This is a genomic window from Aeromonas piscicola (assembly GCF_000820005.1).
Taxonomy (GTDB): domain Bacteria; phylum Pseudomonadota; class Gammaproteobacteria; order Enterobacterales; family Aeromonadaceae; genus Aeromonas; species Aeromonas piscicola.
This window is the reverse complement of the sequence record NZ_CDBL01000063.1, coordinates 1-20,873: the sequence shown is the minus strand read 5'-3', so window position 1 is coordinate 20,873 and position 20,873 is coordinate 1. Positions and strand designations below refer to the sequence as shown.

The window sequence follows — 20,873 nt, the reverse complement described above, 5'->3', positions numbered from 1 at the left end:
CGTCAACAACTGAGAGACTGAACAATCAGGAAAACCACAAAACAAAAGGGAGGCCGAAGCCTCCCTTTTTCATTGCAATAGCTTGCCGGTTACTCGCAGGCATGGCCTGCCGGGCCAAGCGCGATACCGTCCAGCAGGACGGCATCGCCTTGCATTCTCAGCCTTCCCTCGCAGAACCACTGCACCACCAACGGGTAGATGCTGTGTTCCTGCACTTGCACCCGGGCAGCCACCTCGTCCGCGTCATCCCCTTCGAAGATGGGGACGCGGGCCTGCAGGATCACGGGGCCACCGTCCAGCTCTTCAGTAACGAAGTGGACGCTGGCGCCGTGTTCACTGTCACCGGCCTCGATGGCGCGCTGGTGGGTGTGCAGGCCCTGGTATTTAGGCAGCAACGAGGGGTGGATGTTGAGCATCCTCCCCGCGAAGTGACGCACCAGATCGGCGCTCAGGATCCGCATAAAGCCGGCCAGCACCACCAGATCCGGCTGGTAGTCCGCCATCAGCGCCTGCAGGGCGACGTCATACTCGGCCCGGCTGGCAAACTGCTGCTGGGCCAGAATGGAGGTCGCCACTCCGGCCTCTTTGGCACGAACCAGACCATAGGCATCGGCCTTGTTGCTGATGACACCGACCACGTCACCGGCAATCTTGCCGCTGGAGCAACTGTCGAGAATGGCCTGCAGGTTGCTGCCGCTGCCGGAGACAAGCACCAGGATGCGTTTCATAGGGGAGGTCATTTGGCTGTTGATCCGGTCATTCATTGAATGATGACCTGCTCCTCACCATCGGCTGCCTTGGCGATATGACCGATGTGCCATGCGTTCTCGCCTTCCGCCTTGAGCAGGGTCAGCGCCTTTTCGAGCTGATCCGCAGGCAGGGCGATGATCATGCCGACGCCGCAGTTGAAGGTGCGATACATCTCGTGGCGGGTGACGTTGCCTGCTTGTTGCAGCCAGCTGAACACCGCCGGCCACTGCCAGCTCTGCTCGTCGATCACTGCCTGGGTGTTGGCGGGCAGCACGCGTGGGATGTTCTCCCAGAAACCGCCGCCCGTGATGTGGGACAGGGCGTGGATCTCGCACTCCTTGATTAGCTTGAGCACGGGCTTGACATAGATGCGGGTCGGCTCCAGCAGGGCGTTGGCCAGGGTGGTATCCCCCAGCGGCTGATGCACGTCGGCTTTGGAGACTTCCAGGATCTTGCGCACCAGCGAGAAGCCGTTGGAGTGGGGGCCGCTGGCGGCCAGGGCGATCAGGGCATCGCCGTCACCGACCTTGCTGCCGTCGATGATCTCGCTCTTCTCCACCACGCCGACGCAGAAACCGGCGATGTCGTAGTCTTCCCCTTCATACATGCCCGGCATCTCGGCGGTTTCGCCGCCCACCAGGGCGCAGCCGGATTGCTCGCAGCCCGCACCTATGCCGGTGACCACGGCGGCGGCCGTGTCTACGTCCAGCTTGCCGGTGGCATAGTAGTCGAGGAAGAACAGCGGCTCGGCGCCTTGCACTATCAGGTCATTGACGCACATGGCCACCAGGTCGATGCCGACGGTATCGTGCTTTTTCAGATCGATGGCGAGACGCAGCTTGGTGCCCACACCGTCGGTGCCGGAGACCAGGACCGGCTCCTTGTAGCCCGCAGGGATTTGACACAGGGCCCCAAAGCCGCCAAGACCACCAAGGACTTCAGGACGACGAGTGCGCTTTGACACGCCCTTGATACGTTCAACCAGTGCATTGCCGGCATCGATATCTACGCCAGCATCCTTGTAGCTCAGTGAGGTTTTGTCAGTCACGCGTATTCCCCGTCATATAAAGAAGTGGAGGGTAAAATTCGGGGCGTATTCTAACAGTGGCCGGGTAAAAGCAGAAAGGAAATCGTTTGCGCGTTTTCGCGTGGAAAAGCTCTACAAGCGCTGGCTTTTGTTGTATGATTCCGCGATTTTTTTGCGGCAGTTAGAGGAGATAATAATGAAAGTCGTTGAAGTCAAACACCCCCTGGTCAAACACAAGATCGGGCTGATGCGTGAAGGCGATATCAGCACCAAGCGTTTCCGTGAACTGGCCAAAGAAGTGGGCAGTTTGTTGACCTACGAAGCGACCTCTGACTTTGAAACCGAGAAGGTTACCATCGATGGCTGGAACGGGCCAGTGGAAGTTGACCAGATCAAGGGCAAGAAAGTCACAGTCGTGCCTATTCTGCGTGCCGGTCTGGGCATGATGGATGGCGTGCTGGAGCACATGCCGAGCGCCCGCGTCAGCGTGGTCGGTATCTACCGCGATGAAGAGACCCTGCAACCGGTTCCTTATTTCGAGAAGATCGTCAGCAACATCGAAGAGCGTCTGGCCCTGGTCATCGACCCCATGCTGGCCACCGGCGGCTCCATGATCGCCACCATCGACCTGCTGAAAAAGAAAGGCTGCCAGTCCATCAAGGTGCTGGTGCTGGTTGCCGCGCCGGAAGGGATCAAGGCGCTGGAAGCGGCTCACCCCGATGTAGAACTCTACTGTGCCTCTGTCGATCAGGGCCTGAACGAGAAAGGCTACATAGTGCCGGGTCTGGGCGATGCCGGCGACAAGATCTTCGGTACCAAGTAAGTTGATGCCTTGACCCGCTTCCCACGCGGAAGGGGTAATCGGAGCCGGCGCCTTGCCGGCTCTGTTGTTTATCCCCCTCCAGCTTGCTGCAATGCGCGCCTTGCCGCTACCATAAGCACCATCTCCCATTTCGAGACTCTTCTCATGTTCAAACGTGTTGTGACCGCCCTCTGCTGCGGCTTGTCATTCATGGTCTCAGCCGCTCAGGTGACCGATCTCTATCAGGGCAAGGCCCCCACCAGCGGCGACATGGTGGCGGCCCAGTCCCAGGCGCTGGGGGATGTGCTGGTCAAGGTGACCGGCAAGCGGGATATCCTCACCCAGCCGGCCGTGGTCAAGGCGCTGGCCGCCCCAGGCGACTATGTGCAGCATTACGGCTATCAGGACGTGGGGCCGGTCAAGTTTCTCAAGGCTGACTTTGACGTTGCCAAGGTCAACGCCCTGATCTCCCAAAGCAAATTTGCCCTGCTTGGACCGGCCCGGCCTCAGGTAGCCATCTGGCTGGTGATCAATGAGGGAGAACGCCGCGTCCTGCCGGATCAGTCCAGCGATGGCTGGGCCGCCGTGCTGCGTACCCAGAGCCAGGCCCTGGGCCTGCCGGTCAGCATTCCCTTGATGGATCTCGATGACAACATGGCGGTCAATGCCACCGATGTCTGGGGCCGCTTCGCCGACCCCATCCTCAAGGCGAGCCAGCGTTATGGCGCCGAGATGGTGGTGCTGGGCAAGCTGACCCCGGAAGGGGAGAAGTGGAGCATAGACTGGGGCCTCTATGGACCCAAGGCTGGTGGCGAGCTGGCCGAGCTTACCCGCGGCAGCGGCAGCGGCACCCAGGCCGAGGTGGCGCAGGGATTTGCCGATGGGCTGGCGGCCTGGCTGGTGCAGAACTATGGTGCGCGCATCTCGGGTGTCGCCTCCAGCCAGACCCTGGTGGTGGAAGGCTTGTCCGGCATAGACGGCATGATCACGGTGCAGAAGATGCTGCAGGGCATGGCCAGCGTCACCAAGGTGGAGATCGGCAAGCTGGAAGGGGACAAGGTCACCTTCAACCTCGCATTGCAGGGGGACAAGGCCGAGCTCATCCGCGGCTTGCAACTGGAGAGCCGGTTGCGCCAGATTGATGATAATGACAGCGGTTTGCGCTACCAATGGTCGCAACCCTGATCATTTCTGCCTTGTACCAACCGCCCGGCCAAGTCCGGGCGGTTCTCTATCTGCCTTTGCGATGATACACTCAGCCACAAATGTCACAGTCAAAGCCCAACGAGTGAAGCAACCGGCCCAACTGTCTTTAGCCGTACAATTACCGGATGATGAAACCTTCGTCAGTTTTTATCCCGGCAACAATGCTCATCTGATCACCGCCCTCAAGAATGCGGCCATCGGTCAGGGATCACCTTTCCTCTATTTCTGGGGCGCCAAGGGATCGGGACGCTCCCACCTGCTGCACGCCACCTGCGCCGAGGTCAATGCCCGCGATGCGGCGGCGGCCTATCTCTCCCTCGATCAGTTCGAACAGCTGGATCCCAGCATGCTCGACGCCCTCGAAAGCTTGCCGCTGGTCTGTCTGGACAGTCTGGAAGCCATCGCCGGCAATGCGCTGTGGGAGCGGGCCCTGTTCGATTTCTACAATCGCTGGCAGGAGAAGGGCGAGGGTACTCTGGTAGTCACGGGTTGCAGCGCACCGCGCAAGCTGGGGCTGCAGTTGCCGGATCTTGCCTCCCGCCTCGACTGGGGGGTGAGTTTCCATCTCGATGAGCTGGATGATGAAGGCAAGCTCAGTGCCCTGCAGCTGCGTGCCGAGCTGCGGGGCTTCAAATTGCCCATCGATGTGGGCCGCTTCCTGCTCAACCGACTCTCCCGCGACATGCGCACCCTGCTTACCACCCTCAATCAGCTCGATAACGCCTCATTTCGCGCCAAGCGCAAGCTGACCATTCCCTTTGTCAAAGAGATCCTCGAACTCTGATCCGACGGTGACCGCCTGTCTGCGCTGCATCCTTGAGCGGCGAGCAAAAAGAAACCCCGGCACCAGGCCGGGGTTTTTGTTCGAGCGAGGTGGCTCGCATGCAGTTATCAGTGGAACTGATCTTCTTCGGTGGAACCTGTCAGTGCGGTCACTGAAGATTGGCCACCCTGAATGACGGTGGTTACCTTGTCGAAGTAACCCGTGCCTACTTCCTGCTGGTGTGCCACGAAGGTGTAACCACGGCTGGCGGCGGCAAATTCCGGCTCCTGCACCATCTCGACGTAGTGCTTCATCCCCTCGCCACGGGCGTACTGGTAGGCCAGTTCGTACATGTGGAACCACATGTTGTGGATACCCGCGAGGGTGATGAACTGGTACTTGTAACCCATGTCGGACAGCTCCTGCTGGAAGCGGGCGATGGTGGCATCGTCCAGATTTTTCTTCCAGTTGAAGCTGGGGGAGCAGTTGTAGGCCAGTATGGTGTCCGGGTACTGCGCCTTGATGGCTTCGGCAAACTTGCGCGCCTCGTCCAGATCCGGCTTGGCGGTTTCACACCACACCATGTCTGCGTAGGGGGCATAGGCCAGGCCACGGGAGATGGCCTGCTCAATACCCGCCTGCACCTTGTAGAAGCCTTCTGCGGTGCGCTCACCGGTCAGGAAACCGGCATCGTAAGGATCTGCATCCGTGGTCAGCAAGTCGGCCGCGTTGGCGTCGGTACGGGCAATCACCAGCGTCGTGGTGCCGCAGACGTCGGCTGCCAGACGGGCAGCGACCAGCTTTTGTACCGCTTCCTGGGTGGGGACCAGTACCTTGCCGCCCATATGGCCGCATTTCTTCACCGAGGCCAGCTGATCTTCGAAGTGCACGCCGGCGGCGCCCGCTTCAATCATCCCCTTCATCAGCTCGAAGGCGTTCAGTACGCCGCCGAAACCGGCTTCGGCATCCGCCACTATTGGCAGGAAGTAGTCGATGAAGCCGGCATCCTGCGGGCCCACCTTGTTGGCCCACTGGATCTGGTCGGCACGGGCAAACGAGTTATTGATGCGCTCCACCACGGACGGGACCGAGTTGGCCGGGTAGAGGGACTGATCCGGGTACATGGTGGAGGACAAGTTGTTGTCCGCCGCCACTTGCCAGCCGGAGAGGTAGATGGCCTCTATGCCCGCCTTGGCCTGCTGCACCGCCTGGCCACCGGTCAGGGCGCCGAGGCAGTTGACGTAGCCTTTCTTGGCGCTGCCGTGGATCAGCTCCCACAGTTTGTCGGCGCCGCGCTGAGCCAGAGTGTGCACCGGCTGCAAGCTGCCGCGCAGGTTCACCACGTCTTCGGCGCTGTAGCCGCGCTTGATCCCTTTCCAGCGGGGGTTTTCTGCCCAGTCTTTCTCGATAGCCTGGATCTGTTGCTCACGGGTCAGTGCCATATCAGTTCCCTCTTTCATTGATTTCACGTTTCCATTGACTTGTTATTGGCGAGCCCCGCCCGGGGCCCGTGATTCAGAGCCGCTCGTAACCGGGCAGCGTCAGAAAATCGATCAGGGTGTCGGCGCAGGTGATCTGCTCCATCAGCTCGCTCGCCTCGGCAAAGCGCCCCGCCTGCCAGCGGGCATCGCCCAGCTCGGCTTTGACCACCTGCTGCTCCTCGGCCAGCATCTGGCGGAACAGCGCCTTGGTCACCACCTGGCCGTTCGACAGGCTCTTGCCGTGGCGGATCCACTGCCAGATGGAGGTGCGGGAGATCTCGGCGGTGGCGGCGTCTTCCATCAGACCGTAGATGGGCACGCAGCCGTTGCCGTTGATCCAGGCTTCCAGGTATTGCAGGGCGACCCGGATGTTGGTGCGCATGCCCGCCTCGGTGCGCTCACCCTCGCAGGGGGCCAGCAGGTCGGCGGCTGTGATGGGGGCATCCTGCTCGCGCAGTACGCCGATCTGGTTCTTGGCGCCAGCAGGAATGGTGGCGTTGAATACCGCCATGGCGGTATCGGCGAGGCCGGGGTGGGCTACCCAGGTGCCGTCGTGGCCGTTGTGGGCTTCGCGTTCTTTATCCGCCTTGACCTTGGCAAACACCTGCTCGTTGACGGCCGCATCTTTGGCCGGGATGAAGGCGGCCATGCCCCCCATCGCCAGCGCGCCGCGCTTGTGGCAGGTCTTGATCAGCAGGCGTGAGTAGGCGCTGAGGAAGGGTTTGTCCATGGTCACCACCTGTCTGTCCGGCAGTACACGATCCGGGTGGTTTTTCAGCGTCTTGATGTAGCTGAAGATGTAGTCCCAGCGGCCGCAGTTGAGCGCGACTATGTGATCCTGCATCTGATAGAGCAGCTCATCCATCTCGAACACCGCAGGCAGGGTTTCGATCAGCACGGTGGCCTTGATGGTGCCGCGGGGCAGGCCGAACTTGTCTTCGGTCCAGGCGAACACTTCGCTCCACCAGCGCCCTTCCAGATGGCTCTGCAGCTTGGGCACATAAAAGTAGGGGCCCGAGCCCTTGGCCAGCAGCGCCTGATGGTTGTGCAGGAAGTAGAGGGCGAAGTCGAACAGGCCACCTGGGATGGGGTCGCCATCGAAGGTCACATGTTTTTCCGGCAGGTGCAGGCCACGCACCCGGCAGATGAGCACGGCCGGATCGGGATTGAGGGTATATGCCTTGCCCTCGGGACTGGTGTAGGAGACGGTGCCATTGACCGCATCGCGCAGGTTGAGTTGACCCTCGATCACCTTGCTCCAGGCGGGGGCCAGCGAATCCTCGAAGTCCGCCATGAACACCTTGACGTTGGCATTGAGGGCGTTGATCACCATCTTGCGCTCGACCGGGCCCGTTATTTCCACCCGTCTGTCTTGCAGATCGGCGGGAATGCCGCGAATGGTCCAGTTGCCTTCGCGGATGTGGGCGGTTTCCGGCAGGAAGTCCGGCAGCTCGCCACCATCGATACGGGCCTGGCGTGCCACACGTTGTTTCAGCAATTCCCCTCTTTGGGGAGCAAAGCGTTCCACCAGTTCGGAGATCAGAGCCACCGCGTCCGGCGTCAGAATTTGCGCGTATTCGGGCAGCATCTCGCCCTGGATGCGAAGGCGGGCGCTGCAGTGGGTCTGAGCCGGTGCCGACATAAGGTTCACTCCTTTGAGAATTACATTTTGAACTTACTAACTACGACTAAAGTCGATCCCTGTTATTTCAAACTTCCCGTAACAACGGGGTAACACGATTCATAAGGTGCGAAATATTGCCCTGTTCGTCAACCACTTTTTTAAAACACCTGTTTTTGAGTGGTAGTTAAGGTGATGTTTTTAATGGATTTATGTGGTTAGCGCAAAAGCTCTATGCAGATGGTTATGCGCTTGTTTTCCGCCCCCTGATGGTGGTGTGATCCAGTGGAGGTAATGCAGTCTGGGATGTAACTTATTACGTAATAAAATTACAAATGCAAAAACAAATCCCGACCTAACTCCAAGCTTTCAAAAAACAGCTGTATGAAATGAGATCGGCGATCCCAGTGAATATCCAGCTCATGCCAACATTGGCTAGTGAACGTTTGTTTAAAACTTGGATGGCGAATGGGGGCCGAATGGAATTTACCCCACCAGCGAGGGGAAAGTGACGAGCAATAACGTAGGTTTGTATCACCTTGGCCTGACAGCCCTTAGGGGGAGGGGAGGGTGATGAGTAGTGAATACAACTGGTTATGTTCAGTTTTCCAGCATTTTATTGTTATTTGTATCAGCGGGCCTTCCTAGCCCCTTGGGAGGATGAACGGGTGGCGAAATTCACGGCTCAGCGGCCACACTCTCCCATTGCGTGCGGGGGATCCCTTGAGGGGCAGGATCAGTAATCGTCGTCCGGCGCCGCCAGATCGACCACGTCAAGGCGCACTATGGTGCCGTATTCAGTGCCGTATTCGTTATCGTCGAGCTCGGCGTTCGGTAGTGGCAGGGGGGCCAGATCGGGTTGTGCGTCAACTGCTTGCGTCATGGGTGCTTGCCTCGTTGGTTTGCAAGCCGGTTGGTGACTCCATCACCCGGATTTCCACCTCCCTGTATCCATTGCCGGCGGAAAAGTGGCGTATCCTAGCGATACTCGCCAGCGGTTTCAAGTGGTTCTGTATAAAAAACATGCCGTCGATAAGCGATGGCTCTGTGGGCAAGGCGTTTGGCAGGACAATAACGATGGGGGGCGGGCAACGAGGCAAAAAAATAGCCCAGTCGCGAGACTGGGCTATTTTCGGGGAAAATGGTCGGTGTGAGAGGATTCGAACCTCCGACCCTCTACACCCCATGCAGATGCGCTACCTGGCTGCGCTACACACCGACGAGGTCAGTCTGAGCTGACGAAAAGGAGTCTAATGATATGGATCGGTTGGTGCAACTCCTTTTTTATCAGGGAGATGCCGACTGCTTCTTTATTGCGCAACCAAGATGCAGCTTGGGCCTGCAGGTGAGATTTGGCATAATCGCCGCCCCGTGTTGCGGTACGCGGATCCACTGCCAGGCGAGCAGCCTTGCCAGGTGATCATGCACATCGTCATCACCCGTCGGGCAGGGGCTGGTCCTGGATAACCGCATCCGGATAAAACTGAAGAGACGGATGCGCGATCTGTCTGGCCGGGAGGCAGGGCAAACCGTTATGAGCAAGTCGTCTAGAGAGGGCAGGGGCGTGGAACCATCAGAAATCGCACAATGCCTGGGGCATAGCGAACAAGACGAGCGCTGGATGCGCCATGCCATGGTGCTGGCCGCCAGGGCCGAGGGGGAAACGGGTGAGATCCCGGTCGGCACGGCGCCAATGTTCAAGGCATGCAGGAAATATAAAGAGGTAAGGGCGTGACGCCATCAGAGAATGCTGACTCCTTTGAGCAAGCGCAGCAAGACGAGCGCTGGATGCGCCACGCCATGGCGCTGGCCGCCAGGGCCGAGGGGGAAACGGGTGAGATCCCGGTCGGCACGGCGCCAATGTTCAAGGCGCACAGGCAGTATAACGACGAAGAGGTAAGGGCGTGACGCCATCAGAGAATGCTGGCTCCTTTGAGCAAACGCAGCAAGACGAGCGCTGGATGCGTCATGCCATGGCGCTGGCCGGCAGGGCCGAGGGGGAAACAGGTGAGATCCCGGTCGGCACGGCGCCAATGTTCAAGGCGCACAGGCAATATAACGACGAAGAGGTAAGGGCGTGACGCTATCAGAGAATGCTGACTCCTTTGAGCAAGCGCAGCAAGACGAGCGCTGGATGCGCCACGCCATGGCGCTGGCCGCCAGGGCCGAGGGGATAGGCGAGATCCCGGTTGGTGCCGCGCTGGTGCTGGGGGACGAGGTGGTCGGTGAGGGGTGGAATCGCTCCATCAGCGCCCATGACGCCTGCGCCCATGCGGAAATCATGGCGATCCGCGCCGCAGGTGTCCGGTTGGAGAACTACCGTCTGCTCGACACCACTCTTTATGTGACGCTGGAGCCATGCTGCATGTGCGCTGGCGCCCTGATCCACAGCCGGGTCAAGCGGGTGGTGTACGGAGCGAAGGATCTTAAGACCGGGGCAGCCGGATCCGTGTTCGAGATATTGCAGGACCCGCGCCATAACCACAGGGTCGAATTGACCGGCGGTGTGATGGCCGATGCATGTTCGGCCCAGCTGTCGGCCTTCTTCAAGCGTCGCCGCGCCGAGAAAAAAGCGGCCAGACAAGCGCTGCAGCAAAGCGGCGGCCCCGCAGTCTGATATCAACGGGGGGGGGAGCCGTCTTGCCCCCATGCTTTATTCATTCATATATCGTCATATAAAACAGAGGGTTGGCACTACTGTTTGCCGACGACGTCCTGCCTGAATGGCCCCCCAAAATAACCTATTCACAGAGGGCCCCGATGTAACAAAACTGTCATGCAACCGCCATATAATGCCGCCAAGCCTAGCTCACATTGAGGTCTTGCATGTCATCGGAATCGATAAACTTGGGTATGGCGGGCAGTAGAAAGCGCCGTATCAAGGATAAGTTGGCCAAGTACGGGGTCACCACTGGTGGTGCCCTGGTGCTGGTGGCCCTGTTGCTCATTTTTTTCTACCTGCTCTATGTGGTGAAACCCATCTTCAATGGCGCCAGCATGGAGCCGACTGCGTCGTTCACGCTGCCCGTTGCGGGCAAGACCGCCTGGCTCGGGATGGAGGAGCAGAACGAGATTGGCTACCGCTTCAGCGACAAGGGGCTGGTCACCTTCTTCGCCGTCCAGGGGGATGGCAAGGTCAAGGTGGGTCAGGCCCTGGGTCAGGCCCAGGTCGCGGGTGACATCACCACGGTCGCGCCGCCGGCACCGGGTCAGAAGCTCATCGCCTACGGCTTTGCCGATGGCAAGGCGCTGGTGATGCAGCCCTACTTCAAGGTCTCCTATCCCAACGATGTGCGCGTCATCGAGCCCAGCCTGCAGTATCCCTTCGGCGAAGCGCCCGTGGTGATCGATCCGCAAGGAAAAGCGTTGCAGCTGATGGTGTTCGAGGCGACCAAGGAGAAGATGGCCACCGCCGCCGTGACCGAGGATGGCCGCGGCGTGATGACGGTGATGAGCGGCGAGGAGAATTTCCTCTCCGGCGAGGTGGAGTGGAGCGCCCAGAACTACAGCATTCCCTCCCTGCCGCGTCATGTGGATCAGCTGTTGCTGACCCCCAATCTGCGCATCCTGTTCGTGCGTGAGGGCAATCGCCTCTCCGTCTACGACATTCACAACCTCAATGACATCTCCCTGCGCAACGTCATGGAGATCAATGCCCCCAACGCCAACGTGACCCGGGTCGAGCTGCTCTCCGGTGCCTCCTCCCTGCTGGTGGGCAATGACAACGGCGTCATCTCCCAGTGGTTCGAAGTGGCCAAGGACGGCAAGCGCCAGTTCACCCCCATTCGTGACTTCAAGGGCGATGGCCCGGTCGACTTGCTGACCCCGGAGCACTTTCGCAAGGGCTTCATCAGCGCAGGCAAGGATGGCACAGTCAGCTTCTTCCACGCCACCGGCGAGACCAAGCTGCTGAGCGAGAAGGTCGAGGGCGGCTCCCTGTCGGCCCTGGCTATCTCGCCACGCCACAATGTGTTGCTGATGCAGCAGGGGGATGGCTTCAAACTGTTCGCTGTGGAGAATGAGCACCCCGAGGTGACCTGGTCTGCCCTGTGGCAGGAGGTGTGGTACGAAGGGTACCCGGAGCCCCAGTATGTGTGGCAATCCACCTCCGCCAGCAATGACTTCGAAGCCAAGCTGAGTCTGGTGCCGCTGGTGTTCGGCACCCTTAAGGCCTCCTTTTACGCCATGATGTTTGCGGTGCCGCTCGGCGTTGCCGGCGCCATCTATACCGCCTACTTCATGTCGGCCGGGTTGCGCAAATACGTCAAGCCGACGGTCGAGATCATGGCGGCGCTGCCGACCGTTATCCTGGGCTTCCTGGCGGGTCTCTGGCTCGCTCCCATCATAGAGGGGGCGCTGCCCGGCGTTGTGCTGCTGCTCATCCTGCTGCCGATGGGGATGCTGCTGACCGCGCTGGTGTGGAACTATCTGCCGGAGCGCAGCAAATCCTGGCTGCCGGAGGGGTGGCACGCCATCCTGTTGATCCCCGTGCTGCTGCTGATCGGCTGGGGCGCCTTCGCGGTGAGCCCGCTCATCGAGAACGCCTTCATGCACGGCGATTCGCGCATCTGGCTGACCCACGAGATGGGCATCAAGTTTGACCAGCGCAACTCGCTGGTGGTCGGTATCGCCATGGGCTTTGCCGTCATCCCCACCATCTTCTCCATCGCCGAGGACGCTGTCTTCTCCGTGCCCAAGCATCTCACCCAGGGCTCGCTGGCACTGGGGGCGACCCCTTGGCAGACCCTGAGCCGGGTGGTGATCCTTACCGCCAGCCCGGGCATCTTCTCGGCAGTGATGATGGGCCTTGGCCGCGCCGTGGGCGAGACCATGATAGTGCTGATGGCCACCGGCAATACCCCCATCATGGACTTCTCCATGTTCCAGGGACTGCGCACCCTGGCCGCCAACATTGCGGTGGAGATGCCGGAATCGGAAGTGGGCAGCTCCCACTATCGGGTGCTGTTCCTCGCGGCCTTCGTCCTGTTTGTGTTCACCTTTATGTTCAACACCCTGGCCGAGTTTGTCCGTCAGCGGTTGCGTGAAAAATATAGCTCGATGTAAGGGGCGACTCTGTAATGGACAAGGAATCGACAATGGGTAAGTGGTTTAAGTCAGGGGCCCCCTGGATCTGGATGACCGGCGGTGCCGTCAGCCTGAGCCTGGTCGCGGTACTGGGTCTGCTGCTGCTGATTGGCTGGCGCGGTCTGGTCTACTTCTGGCCTCACCCCATCTATGAGTGGCAGCTCGAAGACGCAAACGGCAACAAGAGCGTGCTGATCGGCGAAATCAACGACCGTGAACTGGTGCCGGTGGAGCGGCTGCGCGCCGCAGGCTTGCCGCTGGAGGGAGAGGAGCGCGAGCTACTGACCCGCTACCTGGTCAAGACCGGCAACCGCGAGTTCGTCGACCTCGATTTTCGCTGGGTGCTGGAGACCGACATCAAGTCCCAGAGCCTGCCGACCGAGCTGGCCATGGTGGAGCGTGCCACCAATGGCAACTTCTACGGCTACATAGTCGGGGTCAAGGAGGACGGCCGCGAGCTGAGCCAGGATCTGCATCCCGCGCTGCAACGGGTGCTGGCCCGTGCCAATGATCTTTCCGAACAGGCTGACGATCTGCAAAAAGGGGACATAGGCAGCATCAACTATCAGCTGGAGCGGCTGCGCCTGAAAGAGCGCAAGGCCGAGCTGGACGACAAGCTGACCGATCAGCTTAAAACCCAGCTGGCCGAGCAGCGTCAGACCCTCAATGACAACTATCAGGTGCTGGAGAAGCAGCTCTTCTCCCTGCGTGCCCAGGCGGACAGAGACTCCATCACGGTCAAGGACATGCGTGGCGAGCTGGTGGTCATGCCCATGTCCAAGGTGCTGGACGTGGTGTGGCCCAACGACATGAGCCTGCTGGCCAAGGTGGGTTACTGGTTCCACCAGATCGGCAAGTTCGTCTCCGACGATCCCCGCGAGGCCAACACAGAGGGCGGCGTGTTCCCGGCCATCTTCGGCACCGTCTTCATGGTGTTCCTGATGGCGATCATAGTCACGCCGCTCGGCGTGGTGGCGGCTGTCTATCTGCACGAGTATGCGGGCAAGAACAGCCTGACCAAGATCATCCGCATCGCTGTGATCAATCTGGCGGGTGTGCCCTCTATCGTCTACGGCGTGTTCGGTCTGGGCTTCTTTGTCTACACGCTCGGTGGTTCGTTAGACCAGCTGTTCTACCCGGAAGCGCTGCCGAGCCCGACCTTTGGCTCCCCCGGCGTCATCTGGTCGGCGCTGACCCTGGCCATCTTGACCCTGCCGGTGGTGATCGTCTCCACCGAAGAGGGGCTGGCCCGGATCCCGAGCACCATTCGCCAGGGTTCGCTGGCTCTGGGTGCCACCCAGGCCGAGACCCTGTGGCGTATCGTGCTGCCCATGGCGAGCCCGGCCATCATGACTGGCCTGATCTTGGCGATTGCCCGTGCGGCCGGTGAAGTGGCGCCGCTGATGCTGGTGGGGGTGGTGAAGCTGGCGCCGACCCTGCCGATGGATGGCAACTTCCCGTACCTGCACGTGGAGCGCAAGTTCATGCACCTGGGCTTCCACATTTACGATGTGGGCTTCCAGAGTCCCAACGTCGAGGCGGCGCGGCCACTGGTGTATGCCACCTCCTTCCTGCTGGTGACGGTGATCGTCGGCCTCAACCTGACGGCCATCGCCATTCGTAACCACTTGCGTGAAAAATTCCGGTCGCTGGAACATTAATCCAGCCACCCCAGACTGATGTGAGGCAAGGGACGGGCGGCCGCCCCCCTTGCCAGTCAAGTGTTCCGGCCGCTGGCAAATCAAGATGCCCGCCGCCATCGACTGATTTGAGGTAACAGATGATCAACGTAATGACAGCTTCCACCCAGCACACTGCGCTGGACCTGCTCAACCTGAGCCCTGAGCAGACTGCGTTGGAGGTCAAGGATCTCAACCTGTACTACGGCAACAAGCAGGCGTTGTTCAACGTCAACATGAAGATCCCCAAGGGGCAGGTGACGGCCTTTATCGGCCCGTCCGGTTGCGGTAAATCGACCCTGCTGCGCTGCATTAACCGGATGAACGATCTGGTGGAGATCTGCCGCATCGAGGGGGAGATCCAGCTGCACGGCCACAACATCTACGACAAGGGGGTGGATGTCTCCGCCCTGCGTCGCCAGGTGGGCATGGTGTTCCAGCGCCCCAACCCCTTCCCCAAGTCCATCTACGAGAACGTGGTCTACGGCCTGCGTCTGCAGGGCATCAACGACAGACGCACTTTGGATGAGGCGGCCGAGCGCTCCCTGCGCGGTGCAGCCCTGTGGGACGAGGTGAAGGATCGCCTGCACGACAACGCCTTCGGTCTCTCCGGTGGCCAGCAGCAGCGTCTGGTGATCGCCCGGGCCATCGCCATCGAGCCGGAAGTGCTGTTGCTGGATGAACCCACCTCGGCGCTGGACCCGATTTCGACCCTTACCATCGAGGAGCTGATCAACGAGCTCAAGAGCCAGTTCACCGTGGTCATCGTCACCCACAACATGCAACAGGCGGCGCGGGTCTCGGATCAGACCGCCTTCATGTACATGGGCGAGCTCATCGAGTACTCGAATACCAACACCATCTTCACCACTCCGGCCAAGAAGAAGACCGAGGACTACATCACCGGTCGCTACGGCTAAGGCGTGGTTGGTGCAATCAAGGGTTAGAGGTATGAGGAAGATGAGCATCAATAAGCAGATGACCGGTCAGTTCAACGACCAGGCATGGTTGGTGCATTAAGGTTATTGGTATGAACAAGACGAGCATCAATAAACAGATTACCTGTCAGTTCAACGACTAGGCATGGTTGGTGCATTAAGGTTATTGGTATGAACAAGACGAGCATCAATAAACAGATTACCTGTCAGTTCAACGGCTAAGGCATAATCGGAGCATAAGGATTATTTGTATGGATAATATGAACCTCAACAAACACATCTCCGGTCAGTTCAATGCCGAACTTGAGAGCGTGCGCAATCAGGTGCTGGTGATGGGCGGCCTGGTGGAGCAGCAACTGACCGACGCCATCGCGGCCATCCATGATCAGGATCTGGATGCAGCGCGCAAGATAGTGGCCAACGACCACAAGGTCAACGCCATGGAAGTGGCGATCGACGAGAAGTGCACCCGCATCATCGCCAAGCGTCAGCCCACCGCGTCCGACCTGCGCCTGGTGATGGCCATCATCAAGACCATCACGGATCTGGAACGCATCGGCGACGTGGCGGACAAGATTGCCCGCATGCTGACCGACAACGCCAACAAGCCGCAGCCGCCGCTGGTATCGCTCGAGAACATGGGCCGACGCACCATCAAGATGCTGCACGATGTGCTTGACGCCTTTGCCCGCATGGATCTGGAGGCGGCCATCGCCGTCTACAAGGAAGATGACAAGGTGGATCGGGAGTACGAGTCCATCATTCGCGAGCTGATGACCTACATGATGGAAGATCCGCGCACCATACCCCAGGTGCTGAACGTGCTGTGGGCGGCGCGGGCCATCGAGCGGGTTGGCGATCGCTGCCAGCACATCTGCGAGTACATCGTTTATTACGTCAAAGGCAAGGACGTGCGCCATACCAAGGCGCACGAACTCAATGAGCTGCTCGGCAAGCACTGACTGCGAAATGAATAAAAAGGCGCTTTGGGCGCCTTGGTAAACAGACTTACTTAATTGAAATAAAAGGATTTATTTTAAGTCGTGTCCACATGATGACCACATCGATAGAGAAAGAGAAAAGGAGGCCTTGGCCTCCTTTTTGTTGTGTCAGACTATTCATTTTTTTATGTGGCTACAAAGTGGGCTTGATCCAACAAAACCTATGTTGGGCAGCATATTCCGTGAGTCTAGCTTATCTACCCAGATAGTCGGCAATAACTACAGTAGCCACGCCAAGTACACCGTTTACTGCGGCATAACCCCATTTCTTCTTGATGATGAATACTACTTCGCATACGAGACCGAACATCAGAACAAAAGGGTAAACGATGTAGTAAAGATTTAAGGCTGAAAATTCATCAGAGTGATAAATGAATATGTCAAATAGTACGAGCAGATAGTTAACTATTAAGAACCAAAAACATTTCTTCATAAATCCCCACCGATAGCTTGATCGAAGATCATCACAGTTGTGAATGGTTTATATGCAAATCTCTCGTAATGTTGAAGGACGAACCAGGAGCGGAAGCCAGCCAAGAGGCCGTAAGGCTTTGCTTGTCCAGTTACTGGGTCAGGCCCAACGTCTGGTACATCCAGACCAAAATGATCATAAAGAGTTATCCGTAATTTCCCTCTATAGCGATTTCCTGAACGTTCAAACGAGACAATTTCTGCCTTACCTGCCCAGACATCATTAACTGCCATCGCTAACCCACCAAAGGCATCAGGGAAAGGAAAGGTTGGAGAGGAGAGCACATTTGTTCTGCTATTAAATGCCGGTAGCCGAATTGGTTCGTTGTATGAAGCCATCCACGCTTGGACATCTTCATTGTTAATTTCGCCCTTCAAACTCTGAATGTGCACTTGAACTTGTTTGGTAAGAGAGTTGATCAGTGCTTGTGTTTTGGGATGAGCCCGAGCAGTTTTTGTTAAGGTGGGGTGGCTAAACTCTCCTCCCTCACTTTTTTCAAACTTGGCGATCATAGCAAGCACGACCATTTTCATATCACCACTGGCAAACAGGAGGCTGCTCATTGTCCTCATGTCAGTAAAATGGTTTTTTGGATCAGCCTGCTTAGGGTCATTCAAATCGAACATTTTTGTGTTCATGAATGTTGGTATCTGTCGGATTTCTTCCGCTGTCATATCCCCAAATATCATGTCATCGGCAGGAGTTCCGTCGGCTTTGAGTCCCGGCTTGCGTGGAGATTGGTAAACCAGAATAGGAACCCTGATGTTAGTTGCGCTGGTTGTGTCTGTCTTAGGCATCAGCCGACTCAGGGTTGGTGCAGGTTCTGGCTTGAGTGAAGGTGTAGGAGAGTGACCAAATCCGCTGGATGGGGTTTGCTTGGCCTCATAGGCTTCCTCGACTGTGCGACGGAACTCGTCAGAGCCGGTGACCTGTAGTTTGCCGTCCACAATTTTCACGCAGCTATCGCGATCCCCCACTCGGCCCACCATGACTCGGCTGCCGTCTCTGGCGCTACCCTTGCCTGGACTTTGTATCCTAACGAAGTCGTCGAGATTCAGCTCGCTGATGTTTTTGGCCGCCATGGCTCCCCCGATGTTGCTCTGCTTTTTATGAGCGGGCAGTCTGCCACAGGTTCGGATGAGAACAAAACTCAAGGATGTCGGTTGCTGGGGATGAGACTGCGCAGGTATGATGCCGCGCTGTTCGGTGATGCCCAGTTCATGCGGCGCCATTCCCTGGCCTTGTTTCGGTCATGCCAACAGTAAAATTCCCGGCTTATGGCCGGGAGTTTTTATCTTAGCTTGGTAAGTTAAATATGAATGTGGATGTCGAGGGTTAATGATATTAAATCAATAGGTTATGTTAACCCCGATACCTCTGGCATCTCCTTCCATGATTGTGGGGTAAAAAGCCAATTGTGGACCTTTAGGGGAGGTAAATAGGTAGCTGAATCCTGTGGCGATCGCTGCTCCGGCAATGACATCGCGCCAATAATGGTTGTCTGAGTGAACCCGAGACCAGCCAACCGCACCAGCAGCAGCATATGCTGGCAAGCCATAACTCCAACCATAACGAACTTGCAGATAGCTGGCGCCACTAAATGCCCATGCAGTGTGGCCAGAGGGAAAGCTTTTGTTACCACCATTTGGACGGGTTGCATCAACGGTATTTTTGAGCACCGCAACTGTTGCGGTTGTGGAAAGGATCGAGTATCCAAATTGCTTTAGCCCTTCGTTATCATCCTGATACCAAGAGATACCTGCAGCAATGGCAGGAATGGCAAATTGCCCAATATCACCATATGTTTCAAAGGTACTGGAAGCATGTGAATAGCTACTTAAGCCACAGATAATTGCTGCACAAAAAACGCCTTTCTTCATAGTAATTCCATTTTTATTGTTGTCCTCGATGGGAACCCTACCAGCGATAACAGCAACATCAAAATGATAATTTTGATAATTATGAATTGACGCAAAGTTAGTGCTAATGATCTAAATATGATTTGTTGACATGTGTATATTTATTGGGTGATGTGGTTTATTTTTATTCAGGTTGGGTGTGAAGCACTCAGTCTCTTCAAGGTTATGATGGCGACATTCGCTAGGTGAAATGTCCTGCAGACATACCTCATGTCTGCACTAAACGATATGACCGATCATTTCTCTGGAATAATCAAACCAGCCTTCCAAAGAGCTAGGACAACATCCATCTGGCCATTGTGTACGATCTCTTTACCGACCTTTCTCATCACTGCGTCCCAGAGCTGCACTGCGTTTGGCAACTCAGTATCTTGATCTTCATAATGTTGAAGGACACGCACAGCTTTTATTGCATAGTTCCCACTCTGGATAGCACGAGCATAACGTTGTTTAGAGACATGTCGTACCAAGCCTTCACTGCACAGTCCCAAGAATGCGCCTTTTGGGCCACCTTTCGATTGTGCTGACGGGCTTGAGGGATAATGCTCTTGCGCCGCAAATGCCCAGGCGTCACAGGGGTTATTATTGACATCTGATTTACACATCAACACCGCATTAATTGCCACGTCTCCATAACCCATTCAATCCTCCTATCAAGATGAAGGGGCCGGAGGCCCCTGGTAGTAAATATGCTGGTTGGATCCTAATATGTCTTATTTCTGGTATTACCTGATATGTATCGATTCACATGGCATTTTTCAACCATGCTTAGGCATCCGATGTGGCAGTGACTGATAAACGACCAGAATGATGATACAGGCAAAAAAAACTAAACTGGTACTAGTGACACCAAATCCCAGACCTCCATGTTTTTCAGATTGTGATAACCAGTCGCCAATTGAAGCACCAAGTGGACGAGTCAGCACATAAACGATCCAGAATGCCAACACGGTATGCATTTTGAACCAATAATGAGCGATTGCGATGGCTGCGATCAGCGATCCGAAAAGCAATGTTGCATTCATATACCCCATGTTCAGCCCCTCTGATACCCAGTCGCCTGCAGCTGTACCCAATGCGAAAGTAACGAGAATGGCTGCCCAGTAAAATAGTTCGCGTTTGCGGGTATCGATAGAACGGATGGACAAGGTTTTTTCTTGTGCATACCAAACCCAGAAGGTGCCCAATAGCACAACCGTAAACACACTGGTAGAGACCGCCAACGGTACTCCAATCTGGTCGGTTAGATTATCCGTCACCAAGGTGCCGAAAATACTCACAAGTACAACAGCTAGCCAATATTTCCAGGGTGCATAGCTGGTCGCTCGAACTTGTATCAAGAGTGTCGCGATGAGGAGGACCCCCATCAGTAAGGAGGTAACTGTTAAGCCCAGGTGCAGATTAAAGATCAAGAAGTCTGCAGCAGTCTCCCCAACAGTTGTCGACATCATTTTGATCAACCAGAATGTTAATGTGACCTCTGGAACCTTGTTGAGCAAGTTGACTGTATTGGTATTCATAAAGTACCTACTGGTGTTAGTTACGTGTCCGTTCGTTCTTTCCGAAAATCTACTCAGCTATTCTTAAGGTAGGGTTAAGATAATGGGTGCCCTTTGGTGCTTATTGAGTGAGATGTTAGTCCAGGATGCAGGGAAAGTACTAATCGGTAGTAGCTCGTCATACTTTGCTTGTCGTCAGTCGTGATCCTGAGCCTCTTCATTTGTGAAATTCTGGATCCTTGTCAAAATTGCCCGCCAAGCCTTGCCACATAAGGCCCAAGCGCCTTTCCTCTCTGGTCGCACCAGATCCACCATGCAGCCCCAGATCCTCACGAAAAGTAACAACTATCTGTTTATTCTCAATAACTTACGTTTTTCTCGCCGTCTGATGGGTGTGATCAAACTACCCCAAAACGATCATCAAATGACGTTTTGTGAAATTCTGAATTCCCCCCAAGAACCCAGTCCCGATGCGGGTTAGACGATAGATTTGCACCATTTAATTTGTGCAAAAAACGCCACATTTTTAGCGCGAAGGTGGGGGGGGAGGAGTGCGGATTCCGTGAGCGGCGCGTTTCCTCCGTCGCCACTGGGCTGCAGGGCTGGGGGCTGGCCACAAAAAAGCGACGC

Annotated in this window: 18 protein-coding genes, 1 tRNA gene and 2 pseudogenes; 11 read left to right on the top strand and 10 right to left on the bottom strand. The window is 56.9% G+C overall.

All coding sequences use genetic code 11. The features are described 5' to 3' along the window. Window positions 1–89: 89 nt before the first annotated feature. Together purN and purM are read right to left on the bottom strand one after the other, a co-directional pair. On the bottom strand, window positions 90–728 hold the full coding sequence (purN, locus tag BN1128_RS15935) for a phosphoribosylglycinamide formyltransferase (protein WP_042870644.1): 639 nt from the start codon (window positions 726–728) through the stop codon (window positions 90–92). A 32-nt stretch (window positions 729–760) separates the two neighbouring features. Continuing rightward, on the bottom strand, window positions 761–1,798 hold the full coding sequence (gene purM / locus BN1128_RS15930) for a phosphoribosylformylglycinamidine cyclo-ligase (RefSeq protein WP_042870525.1): 1,038 nt from the start codon (window positions 1,796–1,798) through the stop codon (window positions 761–763). Between the two features lie 175 nt (window positions 1,799–1,973). Between purM and upp the strand changes: the two genes are divergently transcribed. From upp to hda, 3 genes are all read left to right on the top strand, one after another. Then, window positions 1,974–2,600, top strand: coding sequence for a uracil phosphoribosyltransferase (upp, locus tag BN1128_RS15925; RefSeq protein WP_005320172.1), 627 nt, complete (start codon window positions 1,974–1,976; stop codon window positions 2,598–2,600). A 144-nt stretch (window positions 2,601–2,744) separates the two neighbouring features. Then, window positions 2,745–3,764, top strand: a complete 1,020-nt coding sequence (locus BN1128_RS15920) for a DUF2066 domain-containing protein (protein ID WP_042870522.1) — start codon at window positions 2,745–2,747, stop codon at window positions 3,762–3,764. 103 nt (window positions 3,765–3,867) lie between these two features. Next, window positions 3,868–4,569 carry a DnaA inactivator Hda gene (hda, locus tag BN1128_RS15915; RefSeq protein ID WP_016351307.1) on the top strand — a complete coding sequence of 234 codons (702 nt, stop codon included), beginning with the start codon at window positions 3,868–3,870 and terminating at the stop codon, window positions 4,567–4,569. A gap of 107 nt (window positions 4,570–4,676) precedes the next feature. Here the strand turns inward: hda and aceA are convergent, their stop codons facing one another. The 4 genes from aceA to BN1128_RS15900 all read right to left on the bottom strand — a co-directional run bounded on the left by aceA (window position 4,677) and on the right by BN1128_RS15900 (window position 8,869). Continuing rightward, complete coding sequence (gene aceA, locus BN1128_RS15910) at window positions 4,677–5,990, bottom strand: isocitrate lyase (RefSeq protein ID WP_042870519.1); 1,314 nt, start codon at window positions 5,988–5,990, stop codon at window positions 4,677–4,679. A gap of 73 nt (window positions 5,991–6,063) precedes the next feature. Continuing rightward, on the bottom strand, window positions 6,064–7,671 hold the full coding sequence (gene aceB / locus BN1128_RS15905; protein ID WP_042870517.1) for a malate synthase A: 1,608 nt from the start codon (window positions 7,669–7,671) through the stop codon (window positions 6,064–6,066). Between the two features lie 715 nt (window positions 7,672–8,386). Further along, window positions 8,387–8,533: a hypothetical protein gene (locus tag BN1128_RS25920; RefSeq protein ID WP_167335814.1), complete on the bottom strand. Its 147-nt coding sequence runs from the start codon at window positions 8,531–8,533 to the stop codon at window positions 8,387–8,389. 259 nt (window positions 8,534–8,792) lie between these two features. Further along, window positions 8,793–8,869: transfer RNA gene (locus BN1128_RS15900), tRNA-Pro, on the bottom strand. A 315-nt stretch (window positions 8,870–9,184) separates the two neighbouring features. On the opposite strand from BN1128_RS15900, the pseudogene BN1128_RS26065 reads away from it, so the two are divergent. The 8 genes and pseudogenes from BN1128_RS26065 to phoU all read left to right on the top strand — a co-directional run. Continuing rightward, a pseudogene (locus tag BN1128_RS26065) lies at window positions 9,185–9,334 on the top strand (tRNA adenosine(34) deaminase TadA); the annotation flags it as partial. A gap of 104 nt (window positions 9,335–9,438) precedes the next feature. Beyond that, window positions 9,439–9,501, top strand: a pseudogene (locus tag BN1128_RS26575) (tRNA adenosine(34) deaminase TadA); the annotation flags it as partial. 53 nt (window positions 9,502–9,554) lie between these two features. Next, window positions 9,555–9,731, top strand: a complete 177-nt coding sequence (locus BN1128_RS26570; protein WP_370464934.1) for a hypothetical protein — start codon at window positions 9,555–9,557, stop codon at window positions 9,729–9,731. After that, window positions 9,728–10,267 carry a tRNA adenosine(34) deaminase TadA gene (tadA, locus tag BN1128_RS15890; protein WP_082030436.1) on the top strand — a complete coding sequence of 180 codons (540 nt, stop codon included), beginning with the start codon at window positions 9,728–9,730 and terminating at the stop codon, window positions 10,265–10,267. The genes BN1128_RS26570 and tadA overlap by 4 nt, the downstream gene beginning before the upstream one ends. Before the next feature lie 209 nt (window positions 10,268–10,476). Further along, a complete protein-coding gene (locus tag BN1128_RS15885) occupies window positions 10,477–12,714 on the top strand; it encodes an ABC transporter permease subunit (RefSeq protein ID WP_042870514.1) in 2,238 nt (745 codons plus the stop codon). 32 nt (window positions 12,715–12,746) lie between these two features. Continuing rightward, window positions 12,747–14,396 (top strand): phosphate ABC transporter permease PstA, encoded by a 1,650-nt coding sequence (gene pstA / locus BN1128_RS15880; protein WP_042870512.1) that lies wholly within the window; start codon window positions 12,747–12,749, stop codon window positions 14,394–14,396. Window positions 14,397–14,515: 119 nt separating this feature from the next. Next, window positions 14,516–15,334 carry a phosphate ABC transporter ATP-binding protein PstB gene (gene pstB, locus BN1128_RS15875; protein ID WP_042870510.1) on the top strand — a complete coding sequence of 273 codons (819 nt, stop codon included), beginning with the start codon at window positions 14,516–14,518 and terminating at the stop codon, window positions 15,332–15,334. Window positions 15,335–15,603: 269 nt separating this feature from the next. Beyond that, on the top strand, window positions 15,604–16,314 hold the full coding sequence (gene phoU / locus BN1128_RS15870) for a phosphate signaling complex protein PhoU (RefSeq protein WP_042870508.1): 711 nt from the start codon (window positions 15,604–15,606) through the stop codon (window positions 16,312–16,314). A gap of 468 nt (window positions 16,315–16,782) precedes the next feature. On the opposite strand, the gene BN1128_RS15860 is transcribed toward phoU, so the two are convergent. The 4 genes from BN1128_RS15860 to BN1128_RS15850 all read right to left on the bottom strand — a co-directional run bounded on the left by BN1128_RS15860 (window position 16,783) and on the right by BN1128_RS15850 (window position 20,264). After that, window positions 16,783–18,057 (bottom strand): DUF3289 family protein, encoded by a 1,275-nt coding sequence (locus tag BN1128_RS15860; protein ID WP_052445527.1) that lies wholly within the window; start codon window positions 18,055–18,057, stop codon window positions 16,783–16,785. A 117-nt stretch (window positions 18,058–18,174) separates the two neighbouring features. Beyond that, window positions 18,175–18,705 (bottom strand): phosphatase PAP2 family protein, encoded by a 531-nt coding sequence (locus BN1128_RS24770; RefSeq protein ID WP_082030435.1) that lies wholly within the window; start codon window positions 18,703–18,705, stop codon window positions 18,175–18,177. A 275-nt stretch (window positions 18,706–18,980) separates the two neighbouring features. Next, a complete protein-coding gene (locus BN1128_RS15855; protein WP_042870504.1) occupies window positions 18,981–19,385 on the bottom strand; it encodes a DUF6979 family protein in 405 nt (134 codons plus the stop codon). A 117-nt stretch (window positions 19,386–19,502) separates the two neighbouring features. Beyond that, entirely contained in the window at window positions 19,503–20,264 is a 762-nt protein-coding gene (locus BN1128_RS15850; protein ID WP_042870502.1) for a COG4705 family protein, read from the bottom strand. Window positions 20,265–20,873: the final 609 nt, after the last annotated feature.

Bases quoted from the DNA above. Each gene is read 5' to 3' on its own strand.
- BN1128_RS15885 (WP_042870514.1), top strand. From the start codon at position 10,477: ATGTCATCGGAATCGATAAACTTGGGTATGGCGGGCAGTAGAAAGCGC.
- BN1128_RS24770 (WP_082030435.1), bottom strand. From the start codon at position 18,705: ATGAAGAAAGGCGTTTTTTGTGCAGCAATTATCTGTGGCTTAAGTAGC.
- upp (WP_005320172.1), top strand. From the start codon at position 1,974: ATGAAAGTCGTTGAAGTCAAACACCCCCTGGTCAAACACAAGATCGGG.
- BN1128_RS15920 (WP_042870522.1), top strand. From the start codon at position 2,745: ATGTTCAAACGTGTTGTGACCGCCCTCTGCTGCGGCTTGTCATTCATG.
- pstB (WP_042870510.1), top strand. From the start codon at position 14,516: ATGATCAACGTAATGACAGCTTCCACCCAGCACACTGCGCTGGACCTG.
- purN (WP_042870644.1), bottom strand. From the start codon at position 728: ATGAAACGCATCCTGGTGCTTGTCTCCGGCAGCGGCAGCAACCTGCAG.
- aceB (WP_042870517.1), bottom strand. From the start codon at position 7,671: ATGTCGGCACCGGCTCAGACCCACTGCAGCGCCCGCCTTCGCATCCAG.
- aceA (WP_042870519.1), bottom strand. From the start codon at position 5,990: ATGGCACTGACCCGTGAGCAACAGATCCAGGCTATCGAGAAAGACTGG.
- BN1128_RS15855 (WP_042870504.1), bottom strand. From the start codon at position 19,385: ATGGGTTATGGAGACGTGGCAATTAATGCGGTGTTGATGTGTAAATCA.
- pstA (WP_042870512.1), top strand. From the start codon at position 12,747: ATGGGTAAGTGGTTTAAGTCAGGGGCCCCCTGGATCTGGATGACCGGC.
- BN1128_RS15860 (WP_052445527.1), bottom strand. From the start codon at position 18,057: ATGGCGCCGCATGAACTGGGCATCACCGAACAGCGCGGCATCATACCT.
- phoU (WP_042870508.1), top strand. From the start codon at position 15,604: ATGGATAATATGAACCTCAACAAACACATCTCCGGTCAGTTCAATGCC.
- BN1128_RS15850 (WP_042870502.1), bottom strand. From the start codon at position 20,264: ATGAATACCAATACAGTCAACTTGCTCAACAAGGTTCCAGAGGTCACA.
- BN1128_RS25920 (WP_167335814.1), bottom strand. From the start codon at position 8,533: ATGACGCAAGCAGTTGACGCACAACCCGATCTGGCCCCCCTGCCACTA.